At 52.1% G+C, this 24,998-nt stretch carries 20 protein-coding genes, 3 tRNA genes and 4 rRNA genes; 15 read left to right on the plus strand and 12 right to left on the minus strand.

The window, feature by feature from the left end:
• Window positions 1–8 precede the first annotated feature (8 nt).
• The 10 genes from accC (at window position 9) to WH298_RS07595 (ending at window position 10,389) form a co-directional block, all read left to right on the plus strand.
• Window positions 9–1,358, plus strand: a complete 1,350-nt coding sequence (accC, locus tag WH298_RS07550; protein WP_007891966.1) for an acetyl-CoA carboxylase biotin carboxylase subunit — start codon at window positions 9–11, stop codon at window positions 1,356–1,358.
• 72 nt (window positions 1,359–1,430) lie between these two features.
• Window positions 1,431–1,673 (plus strand): YhdT family protein, encoded by a 243-nt coding sequence (locus tag WH298_RS07555; RefSeq protein ID WP_007891964.1) that lies wholly within the window; start codon window positions 1,431–1,433, stop codon window positions 1,671–1,673.
• Complete coding sequence (gene panF / locus WH298_RS07560) at window positions 1,663–3,108, plus strand: sodium/pantothenate symporter (protein ID WP_180822588.1); 1,446 nt, start codon at window positions 1,663–1,665, stop codon at window positions 3,106–3,108. Before WH298_RS07555 ends, panF begins: the two co-directional genes overlap by 11 nt.
• Before the next feature lie 11 nt (window positions 3,109–3,119).
• Complete coding sequence (prmA, locus tag WH298_RS07565; protein WP_180822589.1) at window positions 3,120–4,001, plus strand: 50S ribosomal protein L11 methyltransferase; 882 nt, start codon at window positions 3,120–3,122, stop codon at window positions 3,999–4,001.
• A gap of 404 nt (window positions 4,002–4,405) precedes the next feature.
• The gene (dusB, locus tag WH298_RS07570) at window positions 4,406–5,371 is read left to right on the plus strand and encodes a tRNA dihydrouridine synthase DusB (protein WP_007891958.1); all 966 of its coding nucleotides are present in this window, start codon (window positions 4,406–4,408) and stop codon (window positions 5,369–5,371) included.
• A 24-nt stretch (window positions 5,372–5,395) separates the two neighbouring features.
• Window positions 5,396–5,692: a DNA-binding transcriptional regulator Fis gene (gene fis / locus WH298_RS07575; protein WP_007891954.1), complete on the plus strand. Its 297-nt coding sequence runs from the start codon at window positions 5,396–5,398 to the stop codon at window positions 5,690–5,692.
• Window positions 5,693–6,232: 540 nt separating this feature from the next.
• Window positions 6,233–7,258 (plus strand): amino acid ABC transporter substrate-binding protein, encoded by a 1,026-nt coding sequence (locus WH298_RS07580; protein WP_007891952.1) that lies wholly within the window; start codon window positions 6,233–6,235, stop codon window positions 7,256–7,258.
• 66 nt (window positions 7,259–7,324) lie between these two features.
• The gene (locus WH298_RS07585) at window positions 7,325–8,503 is read left to right on the plus strand and encodes an amino acid ABC transporter permease (protein WP_180822590.1); all 1,179 of its coding nucleotides are present in this window, start codon (window positions 7,325–7,327) and stop codon (window positions 8,501–8,503) included.
• 15 nt (window positions 8,504–8,518) lie between these two features.
• Window positions 8,519–9,619, plus strand: a complete 1,101-nt coding sequence (locus tag WH298_RS07590) for an amino acid ABC transporter permease (protein ID WP_180822591.1) — start codon at window positions 8,519–8,521, stop codon at window positions 9,617–9,619.
• A gap of 8 nt (window positions 9,620–9,627) precedes the next feature.
• Window positions 9,628–10,389: an amino acid ABC transporter ATP-binding protein gene (locus WH298_RS07595; protein ID WP_007891947.1), complete on the plus strand. Its 762-nt coding sequence runs from the start codon at window positions 9,628–9,630 to the stop codon at window positions 10,387–10,389.
• A 158-nt stretch (window positions 10,390–10,547) separates the two neighbouring features.
• On the opposite strand, the gene rrf (WH298_RS07600) is transcribed toward WH298_RS07595, so the two are convergent.
• From rrf (WH298_RS07600) to WH298_RS07630, 7 genes are all read right to left on the minus strand, one after another.
• Window positions 10,548–10,663: ribosomal RNA gene (rrf, locus tag WH298_RS07600) — 5S ribosomal RNA — on the minus strand.
• Window positions 10,664–10,696: 33 nt separating this feature from the next.
• Window positions 10,697–10,772: transfer RNA gene (locus WH298_RS07605), tRNA-Thr, on the minus strand.
• 14 nt (window positions 10,773–10,786) lie between these two features.
• A 5S ribosomal RNA gene (rrf, locus tag WH298_RS07610) occupies window positions 10,787–10,902 on the minus strand.
• A gap of 100 nt (window positions 10,903–11,002) precedes the next feature.
• Window positions 11,003–13,909: ribosomal RNA gene (locus WH298_RS07615) — 23S ribosomal RNA — on the minus strand.
• Between the two features lie 201 nt (window positions 13,910–14,110).
• Window positions 14,111–14,186: transfer RNA gene (locus tag WH298_RS07620), tRNA-Ala, on the minus strand.
• A 148-nt stretch (window positions 14,187–14,334) separates the two neighbouring features.
• Window positions 14,335–14,411: transfer RNA gene (locus WH298_RS07625), tRNA-Ile, on the minus strand.
• A gap of 73 nt (window positions 14,412–14,484) precedes the next feature.
• A 16S ribosomal RNA gene (locus tag WH298_RS07630) occupies window positions 14,485–16,026 on the minus strand.
• Together the 16S, 23S and 5S rRNA genes with 3 tRNA genes alongside form the textbook arrangement of a ribosomal RNA operon.
• 492 nt (window positions 16,027–16,518) lie before the next feature.
• Between WH298_RS07630 and WH298_RS07635 the strand changes: the two genes are divergently transcribed.
• The gene (locus WH298_RS07635; RefSeq protein WP_007891703.1) at window positions 16,519–17,073 is read left to right on the plus strand and encodes a gamma carbonic anhydrase family protein; all 555 of its coding nucleotides are present in this window, start codon (window positions 16,519–16,521) and stop codon (window positions 17,071–17,073) included.
• Between the two features lie 9 nt (window positions 17,074–17,082).
• On the opposite strand, the gene aroE is transcribed toward WH298_RS07635, so the two are convergent.
• Genes aroE through dprA form a run of 5 tightly spaced genes read right to left on the minus strand, consistent with a single transcriptional unit; the run spans window position 17,083 to window position 20,631 of the window.
• Complete coding sequence (gene aroE, locus WH298_RS07640; RefSeq protein ID WP_049850728.1) at window positions 17,083–17,904, minus strand: shikimate dehydrogenase; 822 nt, start codon at window positions 17,902–17,904, stop codon at window positions 17,083–17,085.
• A gap of 3 nt (window positions 17,905–17,907) precedes the next feature.
• A complete protein-coding gene (gene tsaC, locus WH298_RS07645; protein WP_007891701.1) occupies window positions 17,908–18,483 on the minus strand; it encodes an L-threonylcarbamoyladenylate synthase type 1 TsaC in 576 nt (191 codons plus the stop codon).
• A complete protein-coding gene (locus WH298_RS07650) occupies window positions 18,480–19,034 on the minus strand; it encodes a DNA topoisomerase family protein (protein ID WP_072093385.1) in 555 nt (184 codons plus the stop codon). Before WH298_RS07650 ends, tsaC begins: the two co-directional genes overlap by 4 nt.
• Window positions 19,035–19,061: 27 nt before the next feature.
• On the minus strand, window positions 19,062–19,535 hold the full coding sequence (gene smg, locus WH298_RS07655; protein ID WP_007891699.1) for a DUF494 family protein Smg: 474 nt from the start codon (window positions 19,533–19,535) through the stop codon (window positions 19,062–19,064).
• Window positions 19,507–20,631 carry a DNA-protecting protein DprA gene (dprA, locus tag WH298_RS07660; protein WP_180822592.1) on the minus strand — a complete coding sequence of 375 codons (1,125 nt, stop codon included), beginning with the start codon at window positions 20,629–20,631 and terminating at the stop codon, window positions 19,507–19,509. The genes smg and dprA overlap by 29 nt, the downstream gene beginning before the upstream one ends.
• 115 nt (window positions 20,632–20,746) lie before the next feature.
• On the opposite strand from dprA, the gene def reads away from it, so the two are divergent.
• From def to trkA, 4 genes are read left to right on the plus strand one after another with little or no spacing between them, the layout of a single operon-like run.
• The gene (def, locus tag WH298_RS07665; RefSeq protein ID WP_049850732.1) at window positions 20,747–21,259 is read left to right on the plus strand and encodes a peptide deformylase; all 513 of its coding nucleotides are present in this window, start codon (window positions 20,747–20,749) and stop codon (window positions 21,257–21,259) included.
• A gap of 21 nt (window positions 21,260–21,280) precedes the next feature.
• On the plus strand, window positions 21,281–22,225 hold the full coding sequence (gene fmt, locus WH298_RS07670; protein ID WP_180822593.1) for a methionyl-tRNA formyltransferase: 945 nt from the start codon (window positions 21,281–21,283) through the stop codon (window positions 22,223–22,225).
• A gap of 45 nt (window positions 22,226–22,270) precedes the next feature.
• Window positions 22,271–23,557: a 16S rRNA (cytosine(967)-C(5))-methyltransferase RsmB gene (gene rsmB, locus WH298_RS07675; RefSeq protein WP_180822594.1), complete on the plus strand. Its 1,287-nt coding sequence runs from the start codon at window positions 22,271–22,273 to the stop codon at window positions 23,555–23,557.
• A 31-nt stretch (window positions 23,558–23,588) separates the two neighbouring features.
• Window positions 23,589–24,965: a Trk system potassium transporter TrkA gene (trkA, locus tag WH298_RS07680; protein WP_007891694.1), complete on the plus strand. Its 1,377-nt coding sequence runs from the start codon at window positions 23,589–23,591 to the stop codon at window positions 24,963–24,965.
• The last annotated feature ends 33 nt before the right edge of the window (window positions 24,966–24,998 follow it).

A 24,998-nucleotide genomic window follows, 5' to 3' on the forward strand; every position in this document is an offset into this window, starting at 1 on the left:
GGCGAAGCATGCTGGATAAAATTGTCATTGCTAACCGTGGTGAGATCGCGCTGCGCATTCTGCGTGCCTGTAAAGAGCTGGGTATCAAGACTGTTGCTGTGCACTCCACCGCGGACCGTGACCTGAAGCACGTGCTGCTGGCGGACGAAACTGTCTGCATCGGCCCGCCACCTTCGGTCAAAAGCTATCTGAACATCCCGGCACTGATTTCCGCCGCCGAAATTACCGGCGCGGTTGCCATCCACCCGGGTTACGGCTTCCTCTCTGAGAACGCCGATTTCGCCGAGCAGGTTGAGCGCTCAGGCTTTATCTTCATCGGCCCGAAAGCCGACACCATTCGCCTGATGGGCGACAAAGTGTCAGCTATCACCGCCATGAAGAAAGCCGGCGTGCCAACCGTACCAGGCTCTGACGGCTCGCTGACCGACGACATGGAAAAAAACCGTGCCTTCGCCAAGCGCATCGGTTATCCGGTGATCATTAAAGCCTCCGGCGGCGGCGGCGGTCGCGGTATGCGCGTCGTGCGCAGCGACAAGGATCTTGAGCAATCCATCAACATGACGAAAGCGGAAGCCAAAGCGGCTTTCAACAACGACATGGTGTACATGGAGAAATACCTCGAGAACCCACGCCACATCGAGATTCAGGTACTGGCCGATGGCCAGGGTAATGCCATCTATCTGGCCGAACGTGACTGCTCTATGCAGCGACGTCACCAGAAAGTTGTCGAAGAAGCACCAGCGCCAGGCATCACGCCGGAACTGCGTCGCTACATCGGCGAGCGCTGCTCCAAAGCCTGTATCGACATTGGCTATCGCGGTGCGGGTACCTTCGAGTTCCTGTACGAAAACGGTGAGTTCTACTTCATCGAGATGAACACCCGTATTCAGGTTGAGCATCCGGTAACCGAGATGATCACCGGCGTGGATCTGATCAAAGAGCAGTTGCGCATCGCTGCTGGTCAGCCGCTGTCAATTAAACAGGAAGACGTGATTATTCGCGGCCATGCGGTGGAATGCCGTATCAACGCCGAAGATCCTAACACCTTCCTGCCAAGCCCGGGCAAGATCACCCGTTTTCACGCGCCAGGCGGTTTTGGCGTGCGTTGGGAATCGCATATCTATGCCGGTTACAGCGTGCCACCGTACTACGATTCCATGATTGGTAAGCTGATTACCTATGGTGAAAATCGTGACGTGGCAATCTCGCGCATGAAGAATGCGCTGGCGGAACTGATCATCGATGGCATCAAGACCAACATTGAGCTGCAGATGAAAATCATGTCCGACGAAAACTTCCAGCAAGGTGGGACTAACATCCACTATCTGGAGAAGAAACTCGGCCTGCAAGAGAAGTAATTGCAGCGCAGAGCAAAACAGAGGCCGGTTAACTCCGGCCTTTTTCATTTTTGTTGCCTTTGAGGTTACATAATGGATTGGCGTTTTTTGCAAGCAAACAAAGAGGCGCGTTGGTCATTTTATCTGACGCTGGCCTACCTCGCCGTATGGGGGCTTTCTGCCTGGCTGGGCGGCAATGAGATCGGCTTGTTTGGCTTACCACGCTGGTTTGAGCTTTCTTGTGTGTTCGCGCCGCTGCTGTTTATTGTGTTGTGCTGGCTGATGGTGCGCGTGCTATTCCGCGACATGTCGCTGGAGGATAACGATGGACTCTGAAATCATTCTTCCGCTATTAGCCTACCTGGTGCTGATTGCCGCGTTGTCGGTGTTTGCCATGCGCAAACAGCGTCAGGGCAACTTCCTCAGTGAATACTTCCTTGGGAGCCGTTCGATGGGCGGCTTTGTGCTGGCCATGACCATCACCACTACCTATATCAGCGCCAGCTCGTTTATTGGCGGCCCTGGTGCGGCCTATAAATATGGCCTTGGATGGGTGCTGCTGGCGATGATTCAGGTACCGGCCGTCTGGCTCTCCCTTGGCGTGTTAGGGAAGAAATTCGCGATTCTGGCGCGCCGCTACAATGCCGTCACGCTTAACGATATGTTGTATGGACGCTATGGCAGCACGCTGCTGATCTGGCTCTCCAGCATTAGTCTGTTAGTTGCCTTTATCGGTGCTATGACCGTGCAGTTCATCGGCGGCGCGCGCCTGCTTGAGACGGCGGCGGGCATTCCTTACGATACCGGCCTGCTGATTTTCGGCGGCACCATCGCGCTCTACACCGCTTTCGGCGGCTTCCGCGCCAGCGTGTTGAACGACGCCATGCAAGGCCTGGTGATGCTGATCGGCACTTTCTTACTGCTGTTCGCGGTGATCCACCATGCCGGCGGATTGGCGTCTGCGGTGAGCAAATTGCACACTATCGATCCGCAGCTGACGTCACCGGAAGGTGTTGGTAATGTCATCAACCCCACCTTCCTGAGCTCCTTTGCGGTGCTGGTGTGTTTTGGCGTGATTGGCCTGCCGCATACCGCCGTGCGCTGTATTTCGTATAAAGACAGCAAAGCCATGCATCGCGGTATCGTGCTCGGCACTATCGTCGTGGTGATTCTGATGTTCGGCATGCATCTGGCCGGCGCGCTGGGACGGGTCATCCTGCCGGATCTGACCATTCCCGATCGTGTGATTCCCACGTTGATGATCACGGTATTACCGCCGATGGCGGCGGGCGTATTTCTTGCGGCACCCATGGCGGCCATTATGTCGACCATTAACGCGCAGCTGCTGCAATCCTCCGCTACGCTGATCAAAGATCTCTATCTGCGTATCGCGCCGCAGCACAGTGAAAATGAGGCGCGCTTGCGCATGCTGTCGGGCACCATCACCTTCGTGCTCGGCGTGTTGCTGCTGCTAGCCGCGTGGAATCCACCCGACATGATTATCTGGTTAAACCTGCTGGCCTTTGGTGGTCTGGAAGCCGTATTCCTGTGGCCGCTGGTGCTGGGTTTATACTGGGAACGTGCCAATTCTACCGGCGCAATCAGCGGCATGCTGGTCGGCGCCGGATGCTATACGCTGCTGGCCAGCCTGAATATTGAATGGTGGGGATTCCACCCGATCGTTCCGTCATTGACCTTAAGCCTGCTGGCCTTCCTGGTAGGCAATCTGTTTGGTCGCACGCCTGCAACGCAGGCTGCGATACTGGAATAAAGAGAAACGCGATGCCTTGGATTCAAATCAAAATTAATAGCACCGGCGCCAATGCCGAGACCCTAAGCGATGCGCTGATGGATGTGGGTGCCGTGTCGGTGACTTTCCAGGATACCCACGACAATCCGGTTTATGAGCCGCTGCCCGGTGAAACGCTTTTATGGGGCGATACCGATGTGATCGGCCTGTTTGACGCCGAAACCGAGATGCGCGACGTGGTAGCAGAGCTCAGCCAGCATCCTCTGCTGGGATCGGCTTTTCGCCATAAGATCGAACAGATCGAGGATAAAGATTGGGAGCGCGAATGGATGGATAACTTCCATCCGATGCGTTTCGGCGAGCGTCTATGGATCTGCCCAAGCTGGCGCGACGTGCCTGATCCAGATGCCGTCAATGTGATGCTGGATCCAGGCCTCGCGTTCGGTACGGGCACCCATCCCACCACATCGCTGTGCTTAACCTGGCTCGACGGGCTGGATCTGCAGGGTAAAACGGTGATCGACTTTGGCTGTGGATCCGGCATTCTCGCCATCGCCGCACTGAAACTGGGTGCCGCACAAGCCATCGGTATTGATATCGATCCCCAGGCGATTCAGGCTAGCCGTGATAACGCCGAACGTAATGGCGTGTCCGAGCGCTTAGCGCTGTATCTGCCGCACCAGCAGCCGGAAAACCTGCAGGCAGATGTGGTGGTCGCCAACATTCTTGCAGGCCCGCTGCGCGAACTGGCGCCACTGATTAGCGTGCTGCCTAAAGCCGGTGGCCATCTTGGGCTATCGGGCGTGTTAGCGAGCCAGGCGGAAGGTGTGTGTGAAGCCTACGTAGATCGTTTCGACTTAGATCCGGTAGTTGAGAAAGAAGAGTGGTGCCGTATCACGGGCGTGCTTCGCTAACTCACCGACCGGCCAGCGGTGGTTGGCCGGTTCGGCGCTTTCAGGTAATAACCGAAAGGCATAATTTTCGTTCGCGATTATTGCTTGATAAAGTTAATCAGGACTTTTAGTTTAAGCTCAATTAGTACATTTAATAATCATATTGCCGTCATTTCTCTGGCTAATTACCAGATGTGGCGGTTTTTATGTTGTGATTTAGCTCATGTTTTGAGAAAAATTTTTGTACACAATTTCATCATATTTTTTTAATTAACTGAATTATAAAGAATATTATCCATCACCCACACCTTTGAGCCATTTCCCGTGTTGTTTAACGGCGAGTTGTTCAAAGTTTGGCCTTTCATCTTCTTTAAAAAATGCGTAATATACGCCGCCTTGCGAACAGTTAGGGTCACTTCTTTTTCATGCGCATTGGACATCATCAGCTACGTAATCGACTCATTGCTGCGCCTATGGCCGGAGTATCCGATAAGCCATTTCGCACCCTGTGTTATGAGAACGGCGCCGGTATGACTGTCTCCGAGATGCTGTCATCTAACCCGGAAGTTTGGGCCAGTGACAAATCCCGTTTGCGTATGGTGCATAGTGACGAGCCTGGTATTCGTGCCGTGCAAATTGCCGGTTGCGATCCTGATGAGATGGCTGCTGCCGCTCGCATTAATGTGGCGTCTGGCGCGCAGGTTATCGATATCAACATGGGCTGCCCGGCCAAAAAAGTGAATCGTAAGATGGCAGGTTCTGCGCTGCTGCAACATCCGCAACTGGTGGAGTCGATTCTCACCGCGGTCGTTAACGCAGTTGATGTACCGGTTACGCTGAAGATTCGCACCGGCTGGGACAAAGAAAATCGTAATTGTGTAGAGATTGCCCAATTGGCTGAACGCTGTGGCATTCAGGCTCTCACCATTCATGGCCGCACGCGCGCCTGTTTGTTTGAGGGGTTTGCTGAATACGATAGCATTCGGACAGTTAAGCAGAGTGTTTCCATTCCGATTATCGCGAATGGCGACATTACTGACCCGCATAAAGCCAGAGCGGTGCTCGACTATACCGGAGCCGATGCTCTTATGGTTGGCCGTGCCGCTCAGGGAAGACCGTGGATCTTCCGGGAAATCCAGCATTATCTGGACACAGGGGAGCTGCTGGCACCGAAGCCGCTGGCTGAAGTGAAGCAAATGCTGATTGGACATATACGGGAGCTGCACGACTTTTACGGTCAGCGCAAAGGATACCGTATTGCCCGAAAACACGTTTCCTGGTATTTGCAGGAAAGTGCTCCTGATGACCAGTTTCGGCGCACATTCAACGCCATAGAGGATGCCAGCGAACAGCTGGAGGCGTTGGAGGCATACTTCGAAAATCTTGCGTAAACGAAATAAAGAGCTGAAAGAACTATGTTCGAACAACGCGTAAATTCTGACGTACTCACCGTTTCTACCGTTAACTCTCAGGATCAGGTGACTCAAAAGCCACTGCGTGATTCGGTTAAACAGTCACTGAAGAACTATTTTGCTCAACTGAACGGTCAGGACGTTAGTGACCTGTATGAGCTGGTATTGGCAGAAGTCGAGCAGCCTCTGTTGGACATGGTGATGCAGTACACCCGTGGCAACCAGACCCGTGCAGCTCTGATGATGGGTATCAACCGCGGTACCCTGCGTAAGAAGCTGAAAAAATACGGCATGAACTAATTCGTTCGTTGCTGCGATAACGCCAGCCCTGCGGCTGGCGTTTTTGTTTTTATGCTTTTAGTTCCGTAGCGGTAGCAACGCATGAAACAATTGTCGCGATAATGGTAACGATAGTTGCAATTGCATCAGTGATATTTAGCCCTTCTTAGCACCTTATTCTCTTTCTTCAGTTACTCAGATATTAATCCATCCACCCGACCTCAAGCCGCTATCTCTGTGATCATCAACCGCTTCAGCCGTAAGCGTGCAAAGTCATACATCCACTCATGAGCGTTAGCTCACACTGCTTCCATATAGTGAAACTTTTTGCACTATTTGTGATCGTGTCGTCTCGTCATGCTGCCTTTTGGTGCGCCATATTAGCCAGAATCTTCTGAGTGCTTCAGTTTATTAAAAGATCTTTCCAGAGAATTCAGGATTCTGCAAACCTGGCATCAGGTTTGCAGAGTTGTGGATGGCTAACCACCACAGACATAAAAAAGTGCACATTAAAGTGCGCGCAAACATAACAACACACGATATCGCCACACAGGATGCTTTATGAAAAAGATGATGCTTTCCACTCTGGTCGCTGCAGCCTCGCTGTTAGCTGTTGCTCAACAAGCGCACGCCGGCACCACATTGGATGCCATTAAGAAGAAAGGTTTTGTACAGTGCGGCATCAGCGATGGCCTGCCAGGCTTCTCTTATGCTGACTCCAACGGCAAATTCACGGGTATCGACGTGGATGTGTGCCGCGCTGCCGCTGCTGCTGTATTTGGCGACGCAACCAAAGTGAAATACACCCCGCTCACCGCTAAAGAGCGCTTCACCGCGTTGCAGTCGGGCGAAGTGGACATCTTGTCACGCAACACCACCTGGACGTCGTCGCGCGATGGCGGCATGGGCTTCCTGTTTGCTGGCGTGAACTATTACGACGGCATCGGCTTCCTGACTCACCAGAAAGCCGGTTTAAAAAGCGCTAAAGAGCTGGATGGCGCCACCGTATGTATTCAGGCCGGTACCGATACCGAGCTGAACGTGGCTGACTACTTTAAGACCCATAAAATGCAGTACACGCCAGTGACCTTTGACCGTTCTGACGAATCCGCCAAGGCACTCGACAGCGGTCGTTGTGACACCCTCGCTTCCGACCAATCACAGCTGTATGCGCTGCGCATTAAGCTTGGCAAACCAGATGAGTTCATCGTGCTGCCGGAAGTGATCTCCAAAGAGCCGCTGGGCCCGGTAGTACGCCGCGGTGATGATGATTGGTTCACCATCGTCAAATGGTCACTGTACGCCATGCTGAATGCGGAAGAGATGGGTATCAGCTCTAAAAATGTCGATGACATGGTGGCGAAACCAACTACACCGGATATGGCACATCTGCTGGGCGCGGAAGGTGACTTCGGTAAAGACCTGAAGCTCGATAACAAGTGGGCTTACAACATCATCAAACAAGTGGGTAACTATCAGGAAGTGTTCGACCGTAACGTCGGTAAAGATAGCGCGCTGAAAATCAAACGCGGCCAGAATGCGCTCTGGAACCAGGGCGGCATCCAGTACGCTCCACCAGTGCGTTAATTTCGTCCTGCCAGTCGGGCACCGCATCCTGCGGTGCCCACGCGTAATCTTCACTGAGGTTTTAACATGTCGCAACGCCCAACCGTAAAGAGGGATTTTTCGTTCGGTAATCCTACGGTTCGCGCCTGGCTTTACCAGATCGTCGCGATTGTTGCCGTGCTTGCTGTGGTGGGATATTTAATCCATAACACCGTAATCAACCTGGCCAATCGTGGCATCACGTCCGGATTCGGGTTTCTGGATCGCAGTGCCGGCTTCGGCATTGTCCAGCACCTGATCGATTACACCGAAGGCGATACTTACGCGCGCGTGTTTATGGTGGGGTTAACCAACACCCTGCTGGTTTCTGCGCTCTGTATTGTGTTTGCCTCAATTCTTGGCTTTGCTATCGGTCTGGCGCGTTTGTCAGAAAACTGGCTGCTGCGTAAGCTCTCAACCATTTATATTGAGACCTTCCGTAATATCCCGCCGCTGCTGCAAATCTTCTTTTGGTACTTTGCGGTGCTGCGTAACCTGCCCGGGCCGCGTCAGGCGCTGAACGCCTTTGATCTGGCGTTTGTCAGTAATCGTGGCTTATATATCCCTTGGCCGGAATATGCGCCGGGTACCTGGCCCTTTGTGATTGCACTGGCTATTGCGGTGCTCGGTTGCGTGGCGTTATTTCGTTATAACCGCAAGCATCAGCTAAAAACTGGCCAGCTGCGCCGCACCTGGCCCGCTGCGGTAGGGCTGGTAATTTTGCTGCCGCTGATTGCCCATACCTTGTTTGGTGCTGCTATGCACTGGGATGTGCCGGAGCTGCGTGGATTTAACTTCCGCGGTGGTTTCGTGATGATTCCTGAGCTCGCTGCCTTAACGCTAGCGCTGTCGGTCTATACCTCATCGTTTATCGCTGAAGTGATTCGCTCGGGTATTCAATCAGTACCGCATGGTCAAAGTGAGGCTGCACGTTCGCTCGGTTTACCTAATCCAGTGACGATGCGTCAGGTGATTATTCCGCAGGCGATGCGTGTGATTATTCCGCCACTCACCAGTCAGTATCTCAATATCGTGAAAAACTCCTCCCTGGCGGCAGCTATCGGTTATCCAGACATGGTCTCGCTGTTTGCCGGCACCGTGCTGAATCAAACCGGCCAGGCGATAGAAACCATCGCGATCACCATGGCGGTCTACCTGATTATCAGTCTGATCATTTCACTGCTGATGAACCTCTACAATCGCAAAATTGCGCTGGTTGAGCGTTAAGAGAACGGGATCATTATGTCTGTTACCACACACGAAACACCGCCGATCCCAACCAATCCACTCAGTAAGGCTTGGCTATGGGCACGGAAAAATCTGTTCTCCAGCTGGCTGAACACACTCCTGACGTTGTTCAGCATCTGGCTGATTTGGAACGTGATCCCACCGGCATTGAACTGGCTGGTTTTTCAAGCCAACTGGATTGGCGACACGCGCGCAGACTGCACTAAAGAAGGCGCTTGTTGGGTGTTCATCCATGCGCGCTTTGGCCAGTTTATGTATGGGCTCTATCCGCATGAGTTGCGCTGGCGCATCAATCTTTCGCTAATCATCGGTTTACTCTCCATTATCCCGATGTTTATCAAAGCAATGCCACGCCGTGGCCGTTATATCGCCTGCTGGGCTGTGGTATATCCGATCGTAGTTTGGTTCCTGATGTACGGCGGATACTTCGGTTTAGAGCGTGTTGAAACTCGCCAATGGGGCGGTCTGACGTTAACGCTGATTATCGCTTCAGTGGGGATTGCCGGCGCACTGCCGCTGGGCATTCTGCTGGCGTTAGGACGCCGTTCAGAGATGCCGGTGGTGCGTACGCTATCGGTCATCTTCATTGAGTTCTGGCGCGGCGTGCCGCTGATTACCGTGCTGTTTATGTCGTCAGTCATGCTGCCGCTGTTTATGGCAGAAGGTACCACCATCGACAAGTTGGTACGGGCGCTGGTCGGCGTAATCCTATTCCAGTCGGCTTATGTCGCGGAAGTGGTGCGCGGCGGTTTGCAGGCACTGCCGAAAGGTCAATACGAAGCAGCCGAGTCGCTGTCATTGGGATATTGGAAAACACAGGCGCTAGTGATTTTACCGCAGGCGCTCAAGCTCACCATTCCCGGCCTGGTGAACACCATTATTGCGCTGTTTAAAGATACCAGCCTGGTGATCATCATCGGCTTATTCGATCTCTTCAGTAGCGTGCAGCAAGCCACCGTTGACCCAACATGGTTGGGTATGTCGACAGAAGGCTATGTTTTTGCTGCCATGGTTTACTGGATTTTCTGTTTTAGCATGTCGCGCTATAGCCAGTATCTGGAGAAGCGTTTTCACACTGGGCGTGCATCGCACTGAGGTTTAACATGACACAAACTATGACTAATGCGGCTGATGCCATGATGATTACACTCGAAAACGTGAATAAATGGTATGGCCAATTCCACGTACTGAAAGACATCAATTTAAAGGTGAAACCACGCGAGCGTATCGTACTGTGCGGCCCATCGGGTTCCGGTAAATCCACTACTATTCGCTGCATCAACCATCTGGAAGAGCATCAGCAAGGGCGCATCGTGGTTGATGGCATTCATCTTAATCACGATGTGCGCAATATTGAGCGTGTTCGTACTGAAGTAGGCATGGTATTCCAGCATTTCAATCTTTTCCCGCATCTTACCGTACTGCAAAACTGTACGCTGGCGCCGATTTGGGTGCGTAAAATGCCGAAGAAAGAAGCGGAAGAGTTAGCTATGCATTACTTGCAGCGAGTGCGGATTGCTGAACATGCGCATAAGTTTCCTGGCCAACTTTCTGGTGGCCAGCAGCAGCGCGTGGCGATCGCCCGTTCACTCTGTATGAAGCCGAAAATTATGCTGTTTGATGAGCCGACATCAGCGCTCGACCCAGAGATGGTAAAGGAAGTGCTCGATACGATGATTGGCCTGGCAGAAGATGGCATGACCATGCTGTGCGTAACCCATGAAATGGGTTTTGCGCGCACCGTGGCGGATCGCGTGATCTTTATGGACCGCGGTGAAATAGTCGAAGAGGCGCCGCCGCAGGAGTTCTTCGCTAATCCGAGATCAGAACGTACGCGAGCCTTCCTTTCGCAAGTTATTCACTAATATTCAGTCAGTTATGTTGAAAATGGCCTCTGCTTTACCGCAGAGGCTTTTTTATATCTCTAATTTGAAACGCGCAAAGGGCTTCTTTTGGATGGCAGCTTAAGGGTTTACGCATACAAAAAAGCCCTGAACTTTCGTTCAGGGCTTCTGTGTTTGATGCCTGGCAGTTCCCTACTCTCGCATGGGGAGACCCCACACTACCATCGGCGCTACGGCGTTTCACTTCTGAGTTCGGCATGGGGTCAGGTGGGACCACCGCGCTAAAGCCGCCAGGCAAATTCTTTTAAACCGAACTCATGCCTATAACTGGTGCTGATACCCAGAGTCGAACTGGGGACCTCACCCTTACCAAGGGTGCGCTCTACCAACTGAGCCATATCAGCACGCTAAATTTGATGCCTGGCAGTTCCCTACTCTCGCATGGGGAGACCCCACACTACCATCGGCGCTACGGCGTTTCACTTCTGAGTTCGGCATGGGGTCAGGTGGGACCACCGCGCTAAAGCCGCCAGGCAAATTCTGTTTCGTTCGCGTAGCCCTCAAAGGCGCCGCAAACCAGTCCGTGAACAAGCTGAAAATCCGGTCTCTCAGACCAAAACGCCTCTGGCGTTGTAAGGTTAAGCCTCACGGGTCATTAGTACCGGTTAGCTCAACGCATCGCTGCGCTTACACACCCGGCCTATCAACGTCGTAGTCTTCAACGTCCCTTCAGGACTCTCAAGGAGTCAGGGAGAACTCATCTCGGGGCAAGTTTCGTGCTTAGATGCTTTCAGCACTTATCTTTTCCGCACTTAGCTACCGGGCAGTGCCATTGGCATGACAACCCGAACACCAGTGGTGCGTTCACTCCGGTCCTCTCGTACTAGGAGCAACCCCCCTCAATTCTCCAGCGCCCACGGCAGATAGGGACCGAACTGTCTCACGACGTTCTAAACCCAGCTCGCGTACCACTTTAAACGGCGAACAGCCGTACCCTTGGGACCTACTTCAGCCCCAGGATGTGATGAGCCGACATCGAGGTGCCAAACACCGCCGTCGATATGAACTCTTGGGCGGTATCAGCCTGTTATCCCCGGAGTACCTTTTATCCGTTGAGCGATGGCCCTTCCATTCAGAACCACCGGATCACTATGACCTGCTTTCGCACCTGCTCGAGCCGTCACTCTCGCAGTCAAGCTGGCTTATGCCATTGCACTAACCTCCTGATGTCCGACCAGGATTAGCCAACCTTCGTGCTCCTCCGTTACTCTTTGGGAGGAGACCGCCCCAGTCAAACTACCCACCAGACACTGTCCGCAGCCCGGATCACGGGCCTACGTTAGAACATCAAACATTAAAGGGTGGTATTTCAAGGTTGGCTCCACGCAGACTGGCGTCCACGCTTCAAAGCCTCCCACCTATCCTACACATCAAGGCTCAATGTTCAGTGTCAAGCTATAGTAAAGGTTCACGGGGTCTTTCCGTCTTGCCGCGGGTACACTGCATCTTCACAGCGATTTCAATTTCACTGAGTCTCGGGTGGAGACAGCCTGGCCATCATTACGCCATTCGTGCAGGTCGGAACTTACCCGACAAGGAATTTCGCTACCTTAGGACCGTTATAGTTACGGCCGCCGTTTACCGGGGCTTCGATCAAGAGCTTCTCCTTGCGGATAACCCCATCAATTAACCTTCCGGCACCGGGCAGGCGTCACACCGTATACGTCCACTTTCGTGTTTGCACAGTGCTGTGTTTTTAATAAACAGTTGCAGCCAGCTGGTATCTTCGACTGGCTTCGGCTCGGGGAGCAAGTCCCTCTACCTACGCGCCAGCGTGCCTTCTCCCGAAGTTACGGCACCATTTTGCCTAGTTCCTTCACCCGAGTTCTCTCAAGCGCCTTGGTATTCTCTACCTGACCACCTGTGTCGGTTTGGGGTACGATTTCGTGTTACCTGGAGCTTAGAGGCTTTTCCTGGAAGCAGGGCATCAGTTACTTCACCACCGTGGTGGCTCGTCGTCACGCCTCAGCCTTAAGACACCCCGGATTTACCAAAGGTGTCAGCCTACACGCTTAAACCGGGACAACCGTCGCCCGGATAACCTAGCCTTCTCCGTCCCCCCTTCGCAGTAACACCAAGTGCAGGAATATTAACCTGCTTCCCATCGACTACGCTTTTCAGCCTCGCCTTAGGGGTCGACTCACCCTGCTCCGATTAACGTTGAACAGGAACCCTTGGTCTTCCGGCGAGCGGGCTTTTCACCCGCTTTATCGTTACTTATGTCAGCATTCGCACTTCTGATACCTCCAGCATGCCTCACAGCACACCTTCGACGGCTTACAGAACGCTCCCCTACCCAACAACGCATACGCGTCGCTGCCGCAGCTTCGGTGCATGGTTTAGCCCCGTTACATCTTCCGCGCAGGCCGACTCGACCAGTGAGCTATTACGCTTTCTTTAAATGATGGCTGCTTCTAAGCCAACATCCTGGCTGTCTGTGCCTTCCCACATCGTTTCCCACTTAACCATGACTTTGGGACCTTAGCTGGCGGTCTGGGTTGTTTCCCTCTTCACGACGGACGTTAGCACCCGCCGTGTGTCTCCCGTGATAACATTCTCCGGTATTCGCAGTTTGCATCGGGTTGGTAAGCCGGGATGGCCCCCTAGCCGAAACAGTGCTCTACCCCCGGAGATGAGTTCACGAGGCGCTACCTAAATAGCTTTCGGGGAGAACCAGCTATCTCCCGGTTTGATTGGCCTTTCACCCCCAGCCACAAGTCATCCGCTAATTTTTCAACATTAGTCGGTTCGGTCCTCCAGTTAGTGTTACCCAACCTTCAACCTGCCCATGGCTAGATCACCGGGTTTCGGGTCTATACCCTGCAACTTAACGCCCAGTTAAGACTCGGTTTCCCTGCGGCTCCCCTATACGGTTAACCTTGCTACAGAATATAAGTCGCTGACCCATTATACAAAAGGTACGCAGTCACCCCATAAATGAGGCTCCCACTGCTTGTACGTACACGGTTTCAGGTTCTGTTTCACTCCCCTCGCCGGGGTTCTTTTCGCCTTTCCCTCACGGTACTGGTTCACTATCGGTCAGTCAGGAGTATTTAGCCTTGGAGGATGGTCCCCCCATATTCAGCCAGGATACCACGTGTCCCGCCCTACTCTTCGAACTCACAATCTGTGCACTTTCGTGTACGGGACTATCACCCGGTATCGTGCGACTTTCCAGACGCTTCCACTAACGCACAAACTGATTCAGGTTCTGGGCTGTTCCCCGTTCGCTCGCCGCTACTGGGGGAATCTCGGTTGATTTCTTTTCCTCTGGGTACTTAGATGTTTCAGTTCCCCAGGTTCGCCTCGCAACACTATGTATTCATGTTGCGATGATGCACTGAGTGCACCGGGTTTCCCCATTCGGACATCGTCGGCTGTAGCGGTTCATATCACCTTACCGACGCTTTACGCAGATTAGCACGTCCTTCATCGCCTCTGACTGCCAGGGCATCCACCGTGTACGCTTAGTCGCTTAACCTCACAACCCACAGGCGTTTTGCAACGCTCGGGACTGTAAGCATTTGAGAGACTCGAACGCATCGTGATTTCATTCTTATTACGGAGAATGAAAACGACGCGTCGTTTCAATTTTCAGCTTGTTCCGGATTGTTAAAGAGCATAATACTTCGCAGCACACCGTTTCCGGTACGCTCTGAAGTATTGTTTTGAGTCACTGTAATGGTGGAGCTAAGCGGGATCGAACCGCTGACCTCCTGCGTGCAAGGCAGGCGCTCTCCCAGCTGAGCTATAGCCCCATACAGTTACTGCAGAGACCACTACTACCACTCACCAGGAGTCACATTCATCAAATGAGAAATGTTAATTTCTTCTCATGCAAGGCATGCGTAAGGGAAGTTTACTTTCGTAAACGACCGCGCGCATAACGCAGCATGAGGAGAAATTTGGTAGGCCTGAGTGGACTTGAACCACCGACCTCACCCTTATCAGGGGTGCGCTCTAACCACCTGAGCTACAAGCCTGTAGAGGTTTTTTCTGCTCGTTACTTTCTATCAGACAATCTGTGTGAGCACTTCGCGGGAAGGTATCTTCAGGTAAGGAGGTGATCCAACCGCAGGTTCCCCTACGGTTACCTTGTTACGACTTCACCCCAGTCATGAATCACAAAGTGGTAAGCGCCCTCCCGAAGGTTAAGCTACCTACTTCTTTTGCAACCCACTCCCATGGTGTGACGGGCGGTGTGTACAAGGCCCGGGAACGTATTCACCGTAGCATTCTGATCTACGATTACTAGCGATTCCGACTTCACGGAGTCGAGTTGCAGACTCCGATCCGGACTACGACGCACTTTATGAGGTCCGCTTGCTCTCGCGAGGTCGCTTCTCTTTGTATGCGCCATTGTAGCACGTGTGTAGCCCTACTCGTAAGTGCCATGATGACTTGACTTCATCCCCGCCTTCTTCAAGTTTATCACTGGCAGTCTTCTTTGAGTTCCCGGCCGAACCGCTGGCAACAAAGGATAAGGGTTGCGCTCGTTGCGGGACTTAACCCAACATTTCACAACACGAGCTGACGACAGCCATGCAGCACCTGTCTCAGCGTTCCCGAAGGCACCAAAGCATCTCTGCTAAGTTCGCTGGATGTCAAGAGTAGGTAAGGTTCTTCGCGTTGCATCGAATTAAACCACATGCTCCACCGCTTGTGCGGGCCCCCGTCAATTCATTTGAGTTTTAACCTTGCGGCCGTACTCCCCAGGCGGTCGACTTAACGCGTTAGCTCCGGAAGCCACTCCTCAAGGGAACAACCTCCAAGTCGACATCGTTTACGGCGTGGACTACCAGGGTATCTAATCCTGTTTGCTCCCCACGCTTTCGCACCTGAGCGTCAGTCTTCGTCCAGGGGGCCGCCTTCGCCACCGGTATTCCTCCAGATCTCTACGCATTTCACCGCTACACCTGGAATTCTACCCCCCTCTACGAGACTCTAGCCTGCCAGTTTCGAATGCAGTTCCCAGGTTAAGCCCGGGGATTTCACATCCGACTTGACAGACCGCCTGCGTGCGCTTTACGCCCAGTAATTCCGATTAACGCTTGCACCCTCCGTAGTACCGCGGCTGCTGGCACGGCGTTAACCGGTGCTTCTTCTGCGGGTAACGTCAATCGGTGAGGTTATTAACCTCACCGCCTTCCTCCCCGCTGAAAGTACTTTACAACCCGAAGGCCTTCTTCATACACGCGGCATGGCTGCATCAGGCTTGCGCCCATTGTGCAATATTCCCCACTGCTGCCTCCCGTAGGAGTCTGGACCGTGTCTCAGTTCCAGTGTGGCTGGTCATCCTCTCAGACCAGCTAGGGATCGTCGCCTAGGTGAGCCATTACCCCACCTACTAGCTAATCCCATCTGGGCACATCCGATGGTGTGAGGCCCGAAGGTCCCCCACTTTGGTCTTGCGACGTTATGCGGTATTAGCTACCGTTTCCAGTAGTTATCCCCCTCCATCGGGCAGTTTCCCAGACATTACTCACCCGTCCGCCACTCGTCACCCAAGGAGCAAGCTCCTCTGTGCTACCGTCCGACTTGCATGTGTTAGGCCTGCCGCCAGCGTTCAATCTGAGCCATGATCAAACTCTTCAATTTAAGTTTGATTTGCTTAAACAAGTTAAGCGATGCTCATCTGTAAAACGTCATAATGAATTTCATTATGTGTTCACTCGTGAGACTTGATATTTTTTTGCGTCCGGAGACGCTGATATCAATCCTGCGAGTGCCCACACAGATTGTCTGATAAATTGTTAAAGAGCGTTGCGAACAGCGGGTTAACCGCCTGTCGCGAGGTGGCGTATATTACGCTTTCCTCCTTCAGAGTCAAACACTTTTTTTCAGCGCTTTCATCCGGCGGGATGAATTTCTTCACTCCCTGCTGAGCCGCCTGCGTTGCCGCTTTGCCGTCTCAGTGGTGGCGCATTATAGGGATCCGAATTTTTTGCACAACCCCTTTTTTCGATCTTTTTAATCGACTGGCGAGTTTTCATTCTTTTCGCTGCGATCGCGAGCGATCTGTTCAAAAATCATCTTGTTTATCCGGCTTTTAAACCGCAGGCTTGGGTAAAAATGTAAAAGGAGAAGATCATGTCTATAGCCCTACGACCTTATAAGAACCATTTTCCGCAAACCGGCGATCGCGTCATGATCGATAGCAGCAGCGTGGTGGTCGGTGAAGTACAACTTGCTGATGACGTCAGCATTTGGCCGCTGGTAGCGATTCGCGGTGACGTGAATAAAGTGATGATTGGTAAAAGAAGTAATATCCAGGACGGCAGCGTACTGCACGTCACGCATAAATCCACCAGCAATCCGGAAGGTTTCCCACTCATCATTGGCGAAGACGTGACGGTGGGTCATAAAGCCATGCTACACGGCTGTACCATTGGCGATCGTGTGCTGGTTGGTATGGGATCGATTCTGCTGGACGGCGTAATTATTGAAGATGACGTGATGATTGGCGCTGGCAGTTTGGTGCCGCCGGGCAAACGTCTGGAGAGTGGCTATCTCTATTTAGGCAGCCCGGTTAAACAAGTACGACCGCTAAGTGAAGCTGAAATCGCCGGGCTGCTCTATTCATCCAACAATTATGTTGGTTGGAAGAATGAATATCTCGATCAAGAAAGCAAAGCTCCTTCCTGATCGTCAAACTCACTCCTGCTGCATTGCCTGCTTTAGTTTAGTAATCACTGGCGTGATCTCTGGCATCACGCCATGCCACAGTTGGAAAGCATGAGCGGCTTGCCCCACCAGCATGCCAACACCATCTGCCAGCTGCTGCGCACCCTGCTGCTGGCACCACAGCAGAAATGGCGTTAAACCTTGTTGATAAAACATGTCATAGCAACGCGTTTGCTGGTTAATAAGAGAGGCGGTTAGTGCAGGCACCTTGCCATCGACACCACTCGAAGTGGCATTAATGATCAGATCAAACTCCTGATCCTCTAATTGCCCGAAGCCACTAGCTTGAATATCTCCGCTCTGGTGGAAAATTTCTGCCAGCATTGCTGCTCGTTCAACGGTGCGATTGACCACAACCAGTGAACATCCAAAAGAAAGAAGCGGCAGGATCACACCTCGCGCTGCTCCGCCGGCACCCACCAGCAGCACACGATCGCCGGGATGGATCAGCTGCAGTCGCTCCAGATCGCTGAGTAAACCAATGCCATCCGTGTTATCGCCGAAGATCTTACCCTGCGCATCTTTCTTTAAGGTATTAACAGCGCCGGAGAGTGCCGCTCGCTCGCTGAGCTCATCAGCAAACTCCCACGCTTGCTGCTTAAAAGGCAACGTTACGTTGGCGCCTTTACCACCCTTAGCAAAAAAATCCGCTATTGCCTGAGGAAACCCTTCTAATGGCGCACACTCTCTACCATATTGATGCTCAATACCGGTTTGCTCAGCAAACAGAGAATGAATAAAAGGTGATTTGCTATGCGCGATGGGATTACCAAAAACAGCAAAGTTTTCCATACATTAACCCTGACGAATAAGTTCACCGCTAATAACGTCGCGGATTTCAGAAGGATTCAGGCGTCCACCGGTTTCAGCGTGTAACACTGGAAACTGAGCACCAAATTGCTGAACAACTTCTTCCGCATTGCGGCAAGGCGGTTCACCAGAAAGATTGGCGCTGGTCGAAACCAGGGGTTTTCCAAAACCACGGCATAGCGCCTGCACTTCAGGGTGATCGCTAACGCGAATTGCTAAAGAATCAAAACGTCCAGTGAGCCAGCGCGGTGTGTGTGGCGAAGCTGGAACCACATAGGTCACCGGGCCAGGCCAGCTGGCAAACATGCGCTCGCGCTGTAGTACAGTCAGCTCACGATCAGCGATATAAGGTTCAAGCTGCGCGTAATCGGCTGCAATAAGAATAAGACCTTTGTCGACTGGACGCTGCTTGAGCGCAAGAAGCGCCATTACGGCATTTTCGCTATCAGGATCGCAACCCAAGCCGAATACGGCTTCTGTTGGGTAGGCGATAACTTCCTGCTGCTGGAGTTGCTCAATACAAAAATCGAGGCTTCCTGCTGAATACTGACTTGGTTTCATGATAACTCTTCGTCCTGAACAATAGGCTTACCGCAGCGTTTGCTGGCGCAGAAGCGCTTCATGCCCTGTGCGGTTTTCTTCTCTATTAATAAAGGGAACTGACAATGTGGGCAAACACCTTCAACCGGCGTTGCATTGATTGCAAACTGACACTCTGGATAGCGGTCGCAAGAGTGGAAGGTTTTGCCATAACGCGAGCGCCGTTGTACGAGTTTGCCGTTCTGACATTGCGGACAGCTGATAGCTGTTTCGTCAGGTTTGTCGATGGTTTCTGTGTAATCACACTCTGGATAATGGCTACACCCCACGAACATGCCAAATCGTCCCTGGCGTAGAACTTTATCTGCTCCACATTTTGGGCATGCGTGGCCTTCCAGTACTTTTACGACGTGGCCATCGCCCTGACTCTTCAGCGGGCGGATATAGTCACAGGTTGGATAGTTGATACATCCAAGAAAGGGACCGTGTTTGCCGGAGCGTATAACTAATTCTGCCCCGCAAGCGGGGCAGGGATCGTGTTTAGGCACGGAGAATAGTGCTGGTTTACTCATATTACCGGTTGCATCAAGCGCAGATTATTAATGCAGCATACCTTCATTGACGTCGAATAGCAGTTCTTCCATTTGCTGATAGGCATTTTCACATCCTGGAATGTTAAACAACACCATCAACACCACCCATTTGAGATCTTCAAGATCGAATTCCAGGGTATCAAGGGCCATTACGCGTTCAATAACCATCTCGCGTGTTTCCATATTCAGCACCTGGACCTGTTCCAGGAACAAAATAAAACCGCGACATTCGGCATCTAAACGCTGGTTTTCCTCTTCCGTGTAGATTCGCATGGAGAGCGGATCGTTTGCCATGAGTACAGGCGCAACCAAGCCTTCCTGGTAATCCGCTAACCGTTCAAGCCAATTCAACGCATTGTAGATATCTTCACGATGGAAACCGGCATCGGTTAAATCATCTGTCAATTTATCCTGATCAACGCGCATTTCGGCTTCGTTGTGGATATACGTCTCAAACAAGTACATAAGTACGTCGAACATGGCATGCCCTCCTCAATCGGACATAGCCGCCGGGTACAGCTGCGATCCATCCTGCTAACTCCAGCTCCAGCAAGTGAGCTGCGATAACTGGCACAGGTTGGCCGGCACGTTCAGCGACGACGTCAACAGGTGTAACCTCATCACCTACGTTAGCCAACACAGTTGCAAATGGCAATGGAACATCGTCACTGTCTTGTGAATATATTGTTTCTGAAGTGCTATCAGGCAGCCATTGCAACGTTGAATGTAAATCTTCAAGAATATTGTTGGGATGCGCCACCAGCAGCGCCCCTTGCTGAATAAGCCAGTGCGTTCCTTCACTACCAGGATTACCTAAAGCACCGGGTAAGGCATAAACGTTGCGATTTTGTTCCAAAGCATAGCGTGCAGTAACTAGCGAACCGCTTTTGAGCGTGGCTTCTATCACCAACACACCCAAGCTTAAACCACTGATGATACGATTACGTCGAGGAAAGTTAACCGGATGCGGGGCCATATCAAGTGGGAACTCAGAGACCAGCGCACCACCTCTGTTCATGATTTCGCGCGCCAGGGTTTGATGGTTTTTCGGGTAGATATATTGCAGGCCACTGCCTAACACTGCCACGGTTTTGCCCTGTACTTCTAACGCGGCGCGATGTGCCACACCATCTATTCCGCGCGCTAAACCACTGGTAATAGTTAAACCACTTAGCGCCAATTGCTGCGTAAACCAGCTTCCCCATTGTTTGCCGTAATGGGTGCAATGGCGGCTGCCCACCACGCCCAGTTGGGGTGTTTGCAGAGCATCCAAACTTCCGGCGACATACAGTAATGACGGACGTCGGCTAATTTCGGCTAACGCCGTAGGATAATGTTCCTCTATACATGCCACTAAATGGTGCTGTTCATGCGCCAGCCATGCATGCGTTCTCTCTAATTGGCGTGGGCATAGCTCCCTGAACTGCTGTCGCTGTATTTCGCTCAATCCGTGATCTAGCAAAAGGTCATCATCAATATGAGCGTTATCCTGCAGTGTTACCGCTAAATGTCTGACAAGCCGACTGCTTAATCCTTTCACGTTTGCCAACCTGAGCATCCATTCAATTCTCTCCATGCCGCACTCCTTGTCAGCCGCGCTATCATGCGGTGCAATGCTGTCAATCGGGCATCAGAAAGTCTACAATATGCGGCAATAATCTTTTCTTTAACGCATACAGATCTGGATATTTATGTCAGTTTTGCAGGTATTACATTTCCCTGATGATCGCCTCCGCAAAATCGCTGCGCCGGTGGCAACCGTAAACGCAGACGTTCAGCGTATTGTCGACGACATGTTCGAAACCATGTACGCCGAAGAAGGTATTGGCTTAGCGGCGACTCAGGTCGATATTCATCAACGCATCATTGTCATTGATGTTTCAGAAAATCGTGACGAGCGTTTAGTACTGATCAATCCGGAATTGCTGGAAAAAAGTGGTGAAACCGGTATTGAAGAAGGCTGCCTTTCCATTCCTGAACAACGTGCTTTTGTGCCGCGTGCAGAATGGGTCAAAGTGCGTGCTCTGGATCGCGATGGCAACAGCTTTGAGCTGGAAACTGACGGTCTGCTGGCGATTTGTATCCAGCATGAAATCGATCATCTCGATGGCAAACTTTTCATTGATTATCTGTCGCCACTTAAACGTCAGCGTATTAAACAGAAACTGGAAAAATTGGCCCGCCTTAACGCACGCGAAGATTAAGCGCTAATAGAAGGTTAAACTGTGTCTGCACCGCTCAAAATTATCTTTGCCGGTACACCTGACTTTGCAGCGCGTCATCTTGACGCGCTGCTTGCTTCTCAGCACCAGGTAGTTGGCGTCTTTACTCAGCCCGATCGTCCCGCTGGACGCGGTAATAAACTTACGCCAAGCCCGGTAAAAGTCCTGGCGCAGGTACATGATATTCCCGTGTTTCAGCCGAAATCCCTGAAGCCTGAAGAGAACCAGCATCTGGTTGCCGAATTGCAGGCCGATATTATGGTGGTCGTAGCTTATGGCTTGATCCTGCCGAAAGCCGTGTTGGCGATGCCGCGTCTGGGTTGTATTAATGTGCATGGTTCGCTGTTGCCTCGCTGGCGCGGCGCGGCGCCGATTCAACGCGCGCTCTGGGCTGGCGATAGCGAAACTGGCGTGACCATCATGCAAATGGATGTTGGTCTTGATACCGGTGACATGCTGCATAAGCTTTCATGCCCAATTACGCCTGAAGACACCAGCGCGTCTCTGTATGAAAAACTGGCGCAACTTGGTCCCCAAGGCATGTTGCTAACGCTGGAACTGCTGGCAAGTGGTCATGCCAAGCCAGAAGTTCAGGATGAAGCATTGGTCTCTTATGCCGAGAAACTGAGTAAAGAAGAAGCGCGTCTCGATTGGTCGCTTTCTGCTGTGCAGTTGGAGCGTTGTATCCGCGCCTTTAATCCATGGCCAATGAGCTATTTCATGGTAGATGAGCAACCGGTTAAAGTCTGGCAGGCAAGCGTTTTACCGCACCAAAATAAGCATCCCGGTGAAATCGTGCATGTTGATAAACAAGGCATTCAGATCGCTACAGCCGATGGCGTACTAAATCTGGAGTCACTGCAACCTGCTGGTAAAAAAGCCATGTCTGCGCAGGACCTGCTCAATTCGCGTCGCGAATGGTTCGCTCCTGGAACCGTTCTGGCCTGATCCTCCAAGCCCGGTTTAACCGGGCTTTTTGTTTGATAAAAGAAAATGAAAAAAAACAACAATTTGCGAAGCCTGGCTGCGCAACTCATTGAACGTGTTGTGGATAAGGGCGAATCACTGAGCGCCATTCTGCCTGCTGCACAAAAAGCGTTATCGGATAAAGATGGCGCACTGCTGCAAGAGTTGTGCTTTGGCGTGATGCGCACGTTGCCACAGCTGGAAGCCTTGATTGGCAAATTGATGGAACGTACGTTAACGGGTAAGCAGCGAGTGCTGCATTATCTGTTGATGGTTGGGCTTTATCAGCTGCTCTACACCCGCGTGCCAGCACATGCCGCACTGGCGGAAACTGTCGCAGGTGCCGAGGTACTGAAACGCGCAAATTTGAAAGGTCTATTAAACGGTGTGCTTCGCCAGTTCCTGCGCCAACAAGAAGCGCTTTTAGCGGAAGTTGATCAAGGTACGCAACGTTACTGGCATCCCGGTTGGTTACTCAAACGTCTGCAAGCTGCATGGCCAGAACAGTGGCAGCACATTGTAGAAGCCAATAATCAGCGCCCGCCGATGTGGCTGCGCGTCAATCGCCAGCATCATAGCCGGGATGCATGGTTAGCATTATTGCAGGCAGCAGACAAACAGGCTTTCCCGGGCGATGCACCCGATGCTTTGCGTTTGGACTCCCCCGCTCCCGTGAGCCATCTGCCTGGTTTCGAACATGGTTGGGTAACGGTTCAGGATCTCTCCGCACAGCGCTGCGCGTTACTGCTTGAACCGCAGAATGGCGAATCCATTCTCGATCTTTGCGCAGCACCCGGCGGTAAAACCACGCATATCCTTGAAATTGCCCCACAGGCCAAGGTATTAGCCGTCGATATTGACCAGCAACGCCTGCTTCGCGTACACGAAAATCTACAACGCCTGGATATGCAGGCTGAAGTACGTCAGGGTGATGGTCGTACACCGGCAGAATGGTGTGGCGAAATGCAATTTGATCGTATCCTGCTAGATGCTCCCTGCTCAGCGACTGGAGTGATTCGCCGCCATCCAGACATCAAGTGGCTGCGTCGCGATCGTGATATTGCCGAGCTGGCTATTTTGCAGCGTGAAATTCTTGAGGCTATTTGGCCGCGTCTGAAGTCTGGCGGGACAATGATTTATGCAACCTGCTCAATTCTCCCTGAAGAGAATCATCAACAAATCAGTACCTTTTTGGCGGCGCACAGTGATGCAGTGGCGGAGACATTACCGCAGGGACAGGCCAATGGCTGGCAGGTTTTCCCGACCGTCGATGGCGGTGACGGCTTCTTCTACGCTAAGCTGATGAAAAAATAGTGCAGCGCAATCTGACAAGAGCATCTAAGCCATGAAAATCATTATCCTCGGCGCCGGTCAGGTCGGCGGAACCCTGGCAGAGAATCTGGTGGGGGAAAATAACGATATTACGGTCGTCGATAGCGATGCCACCCGTTTACGCGTGCTGCAGGACAAATTTGATCTGCGCGTTGTGCATGGCCATGGATCACATCCACGCATCTTGCGTGAAGCCGGTGCTGAAGACGCCGATATGTTGGTGGCGGTGACCAACTCCGACGAAACCAATATGGTAGCGTGTCAGATTGCCTATTCACTTTTCAATACGCCAAACCGCATCGCCCGTATCCGCGCCGCCGAGTATTTACGCGATGCGGAGAAGCTGTTTGTGCCGGAAGCCGTACCGATTGACCATTTGATATCACCGGAACAGTTGGTGATAGACAATATTTATCGGCTGATCCAATATCCAGGTGCTCTTCAGGTGGTGAATTTTGCCGAAGGAAAAGTGAGCCTCGCGGTGGTTAAAGCCTATTATGGCGGCCCACTGGTAGGCAATCCGTTATCGATTATGCGCGAACATATGCCACACATCGATACGCGTGTAGCCGCGATTTTTCGTCAGGATCGTCCCATTCGCCCGCAGGGTTCCACAATTGTCGAAGCCGGTGATGAAGTCTTCTTTATTGCAGCAAGTCAGCATATTCGCGCGGTAATGAGCGAGATGCAACGCCTGGAAAAACCGTATAAACGCATCATGCTGGTTGGCGGCGGCAATATTGGCTTTGGCCTGGCGCAGCGTCTGGAAAAACAGTACAGCGTGAAGTTGATTGAACGTAATCAACAGCGCGCGGCCGAACTCGCTGAACGCCTGCACGACACCATTGTGTTTTACGGTGACGCTTCAGATCAGGAGTTGCTAGCAGAAGAGCACGTGGATCAAGTCGATCTCTTTATCGCAGTAACTAACGACGATGAAGCCAACATTATGTCGGCCATGCTGGCTAAAAAGATGGGGGCCAAAAAGGTGATGGTGCTGATCCAGCGCCGTGCCTATGTCGATCTTGTACAAGGCAGCGTGATCGACATTGCTATCTCACCACAACAGGCCACGATATCGGCCCTGCTGAGCCACGTACGTAAAGCTGATATTGTTGGCGTTTCATCGTTACGCCGCGGTATCGCAGAAGCCATCGAAGCTATAGCACATGGCGATGAAACAACTTCGCGCGTTGTTGGCCGTTTGATCGAAGATATTAAGCTACCCCCAGGAACCATTATCGGTGCCGTTGTACGCGGTGACGAAGTGATCATCGCGAATGACAATGTTCGCGTCGAACAGGGCGATCACGTAATTATGTTCCTGACAGATAAGAAGTTTGTCCCGGATGTCGAACGCCTGTTCCAGCCTAGTCCTTTCTTCCTGTAATTGCTGCGGGCGATAGCCCGCCGTGAAAGTTTT

Origin of the sequence: Pantoea nemavictus (assembly GCF_037479095.1) — a bacterium.
GTDB lineage: Bacteria > Pseudomonadota > Gammaproteobacteria > Enterobacterales > Enterobacteriaceae > Pantoea > Pantoea nemavictus.

Bases quoted from the DNA above. Each gene is read 5' to 3' on its own strand.
- accC (WP_007891966.1), top strand. From the start codon at position 9: ATGCTGGATAAAATTGTCATTGCTAACCGTGGTGAGATCGCGCTGCGC.
- WH298_RS07555 (WP_007891964.1), top strand. From the start codon at position 1,431: ATGGATTGGCGTTTTTTGCAAGCAAACAAAGAGGCGCGTTGGTCATTT.
- panF (WP_180822588.1), top strand. From the start codon at position 1,663: ATGGACTCTGAAATCATTCTTCCGCTATTAGCCTACCTGGTGCTGATT.
- prmA (WP_180822589.1), top strand. From the start codon at position 3,120: ATGCCTTGGATTCAAATCAAAATTAATAGCACCGGCGCCAATGCCGAG.
- dusB (WP_007891958.1), top strand. From the start codon at position 4,406: ATGCGCATTGGACATCATCAGCTACGTAATCGACTCATTGCTGCGCCT.
- fis (WP_007891954.1), top strand. From the start codon at position 5,396: ATGTTCGAACAACGCGTAAATTCTGACGTACTCACCGTTTCTACCGTT.
- WH298_RS07580 (WP_007891952.1), top strand. From the start codon at position 6,233: ATGAAAAAGATGATGCTTTCCACTCTGGTCGCTGCAGCCTCGCTGTTA.
- WH298_RS07585 (WP_180822590.1), top strand. From the start codon at position 7,325: ATGTCGCAACGCCCAACCGTAAAGAGGGATTTTTCGTTCGGTAATCCT.
- WH298_RS07590 (WP_180822591.1), top strand. From the start codon at position 8,519: ATGTCTGTTACCACACACGAAACACCGCCGATCCCAACCAATCCACTC.
- WH298_RS07595 (WP_007891947.1), top strand. From the start codon at position 9,628: ATGACACAAACTATGACTAATGCGGCTGATGCCATGATGATTACACTC.
- WH298_RS07635 (WP_007891703.1), top strand. From the start codon at position 16,519: ATGTCTATAGCCCTACGACCTTATAAGAACCATTTTCCGCAAACCGGC.
- aroE (WP_049850728.1), bottom strand. From the start codon at position 17,904: ATGGAAAACTTTGCTGTTTTTGGTAATCCCATCGCGCATAGCAAATCA.
- tsaC (WP_007891701.1), bottom strand. From the start codon at position 18,483: ATGAAACCAAGTCAGTATTCAGCAGGAAGCCTCGATTTTTGTATTGAG.
- WH298_RS07650 (WP_072093385.1), bottom strand. From the start codon at position 19,034: ATGAGTAAACCAGCACTATTCTCCGTGCCTAAACACGATCCCTGCCCC.
- smg (WP_007891699.1), bottom strand. From the start codon at position 19,535: ATGTTCGACGTACTTATGTACTTGTTTGAGACGTATATCCACAACGAA.
- dprA (WP_180822592.1), bottom strand. From the start codon at position 20,631: ATGGAGAGAATTGAATGGATGCTCAGGTTGGCAAACGTGAAAGGATTA.
- def (WP_049850732.1), top strand. From the start codon at position 20,747: ATGTCAGTTTTGCAGGTATTACATTTCCCTGATGATCGCCTCCGCAAA.
- rsmB (WP_180822594.1), top strand. From the start codon at position 22,271: ATGAAAAAAAACAACAATTTGCGAAGCCTGGCTGCGCAACTCATTGAA.
- trkA (WP_007891694.1), top strand. From the start codon at position 23,589: ATGAAAATCATTATCCTCGGCGCCGGTCAGGTCGGCGGAACCCTGGCA.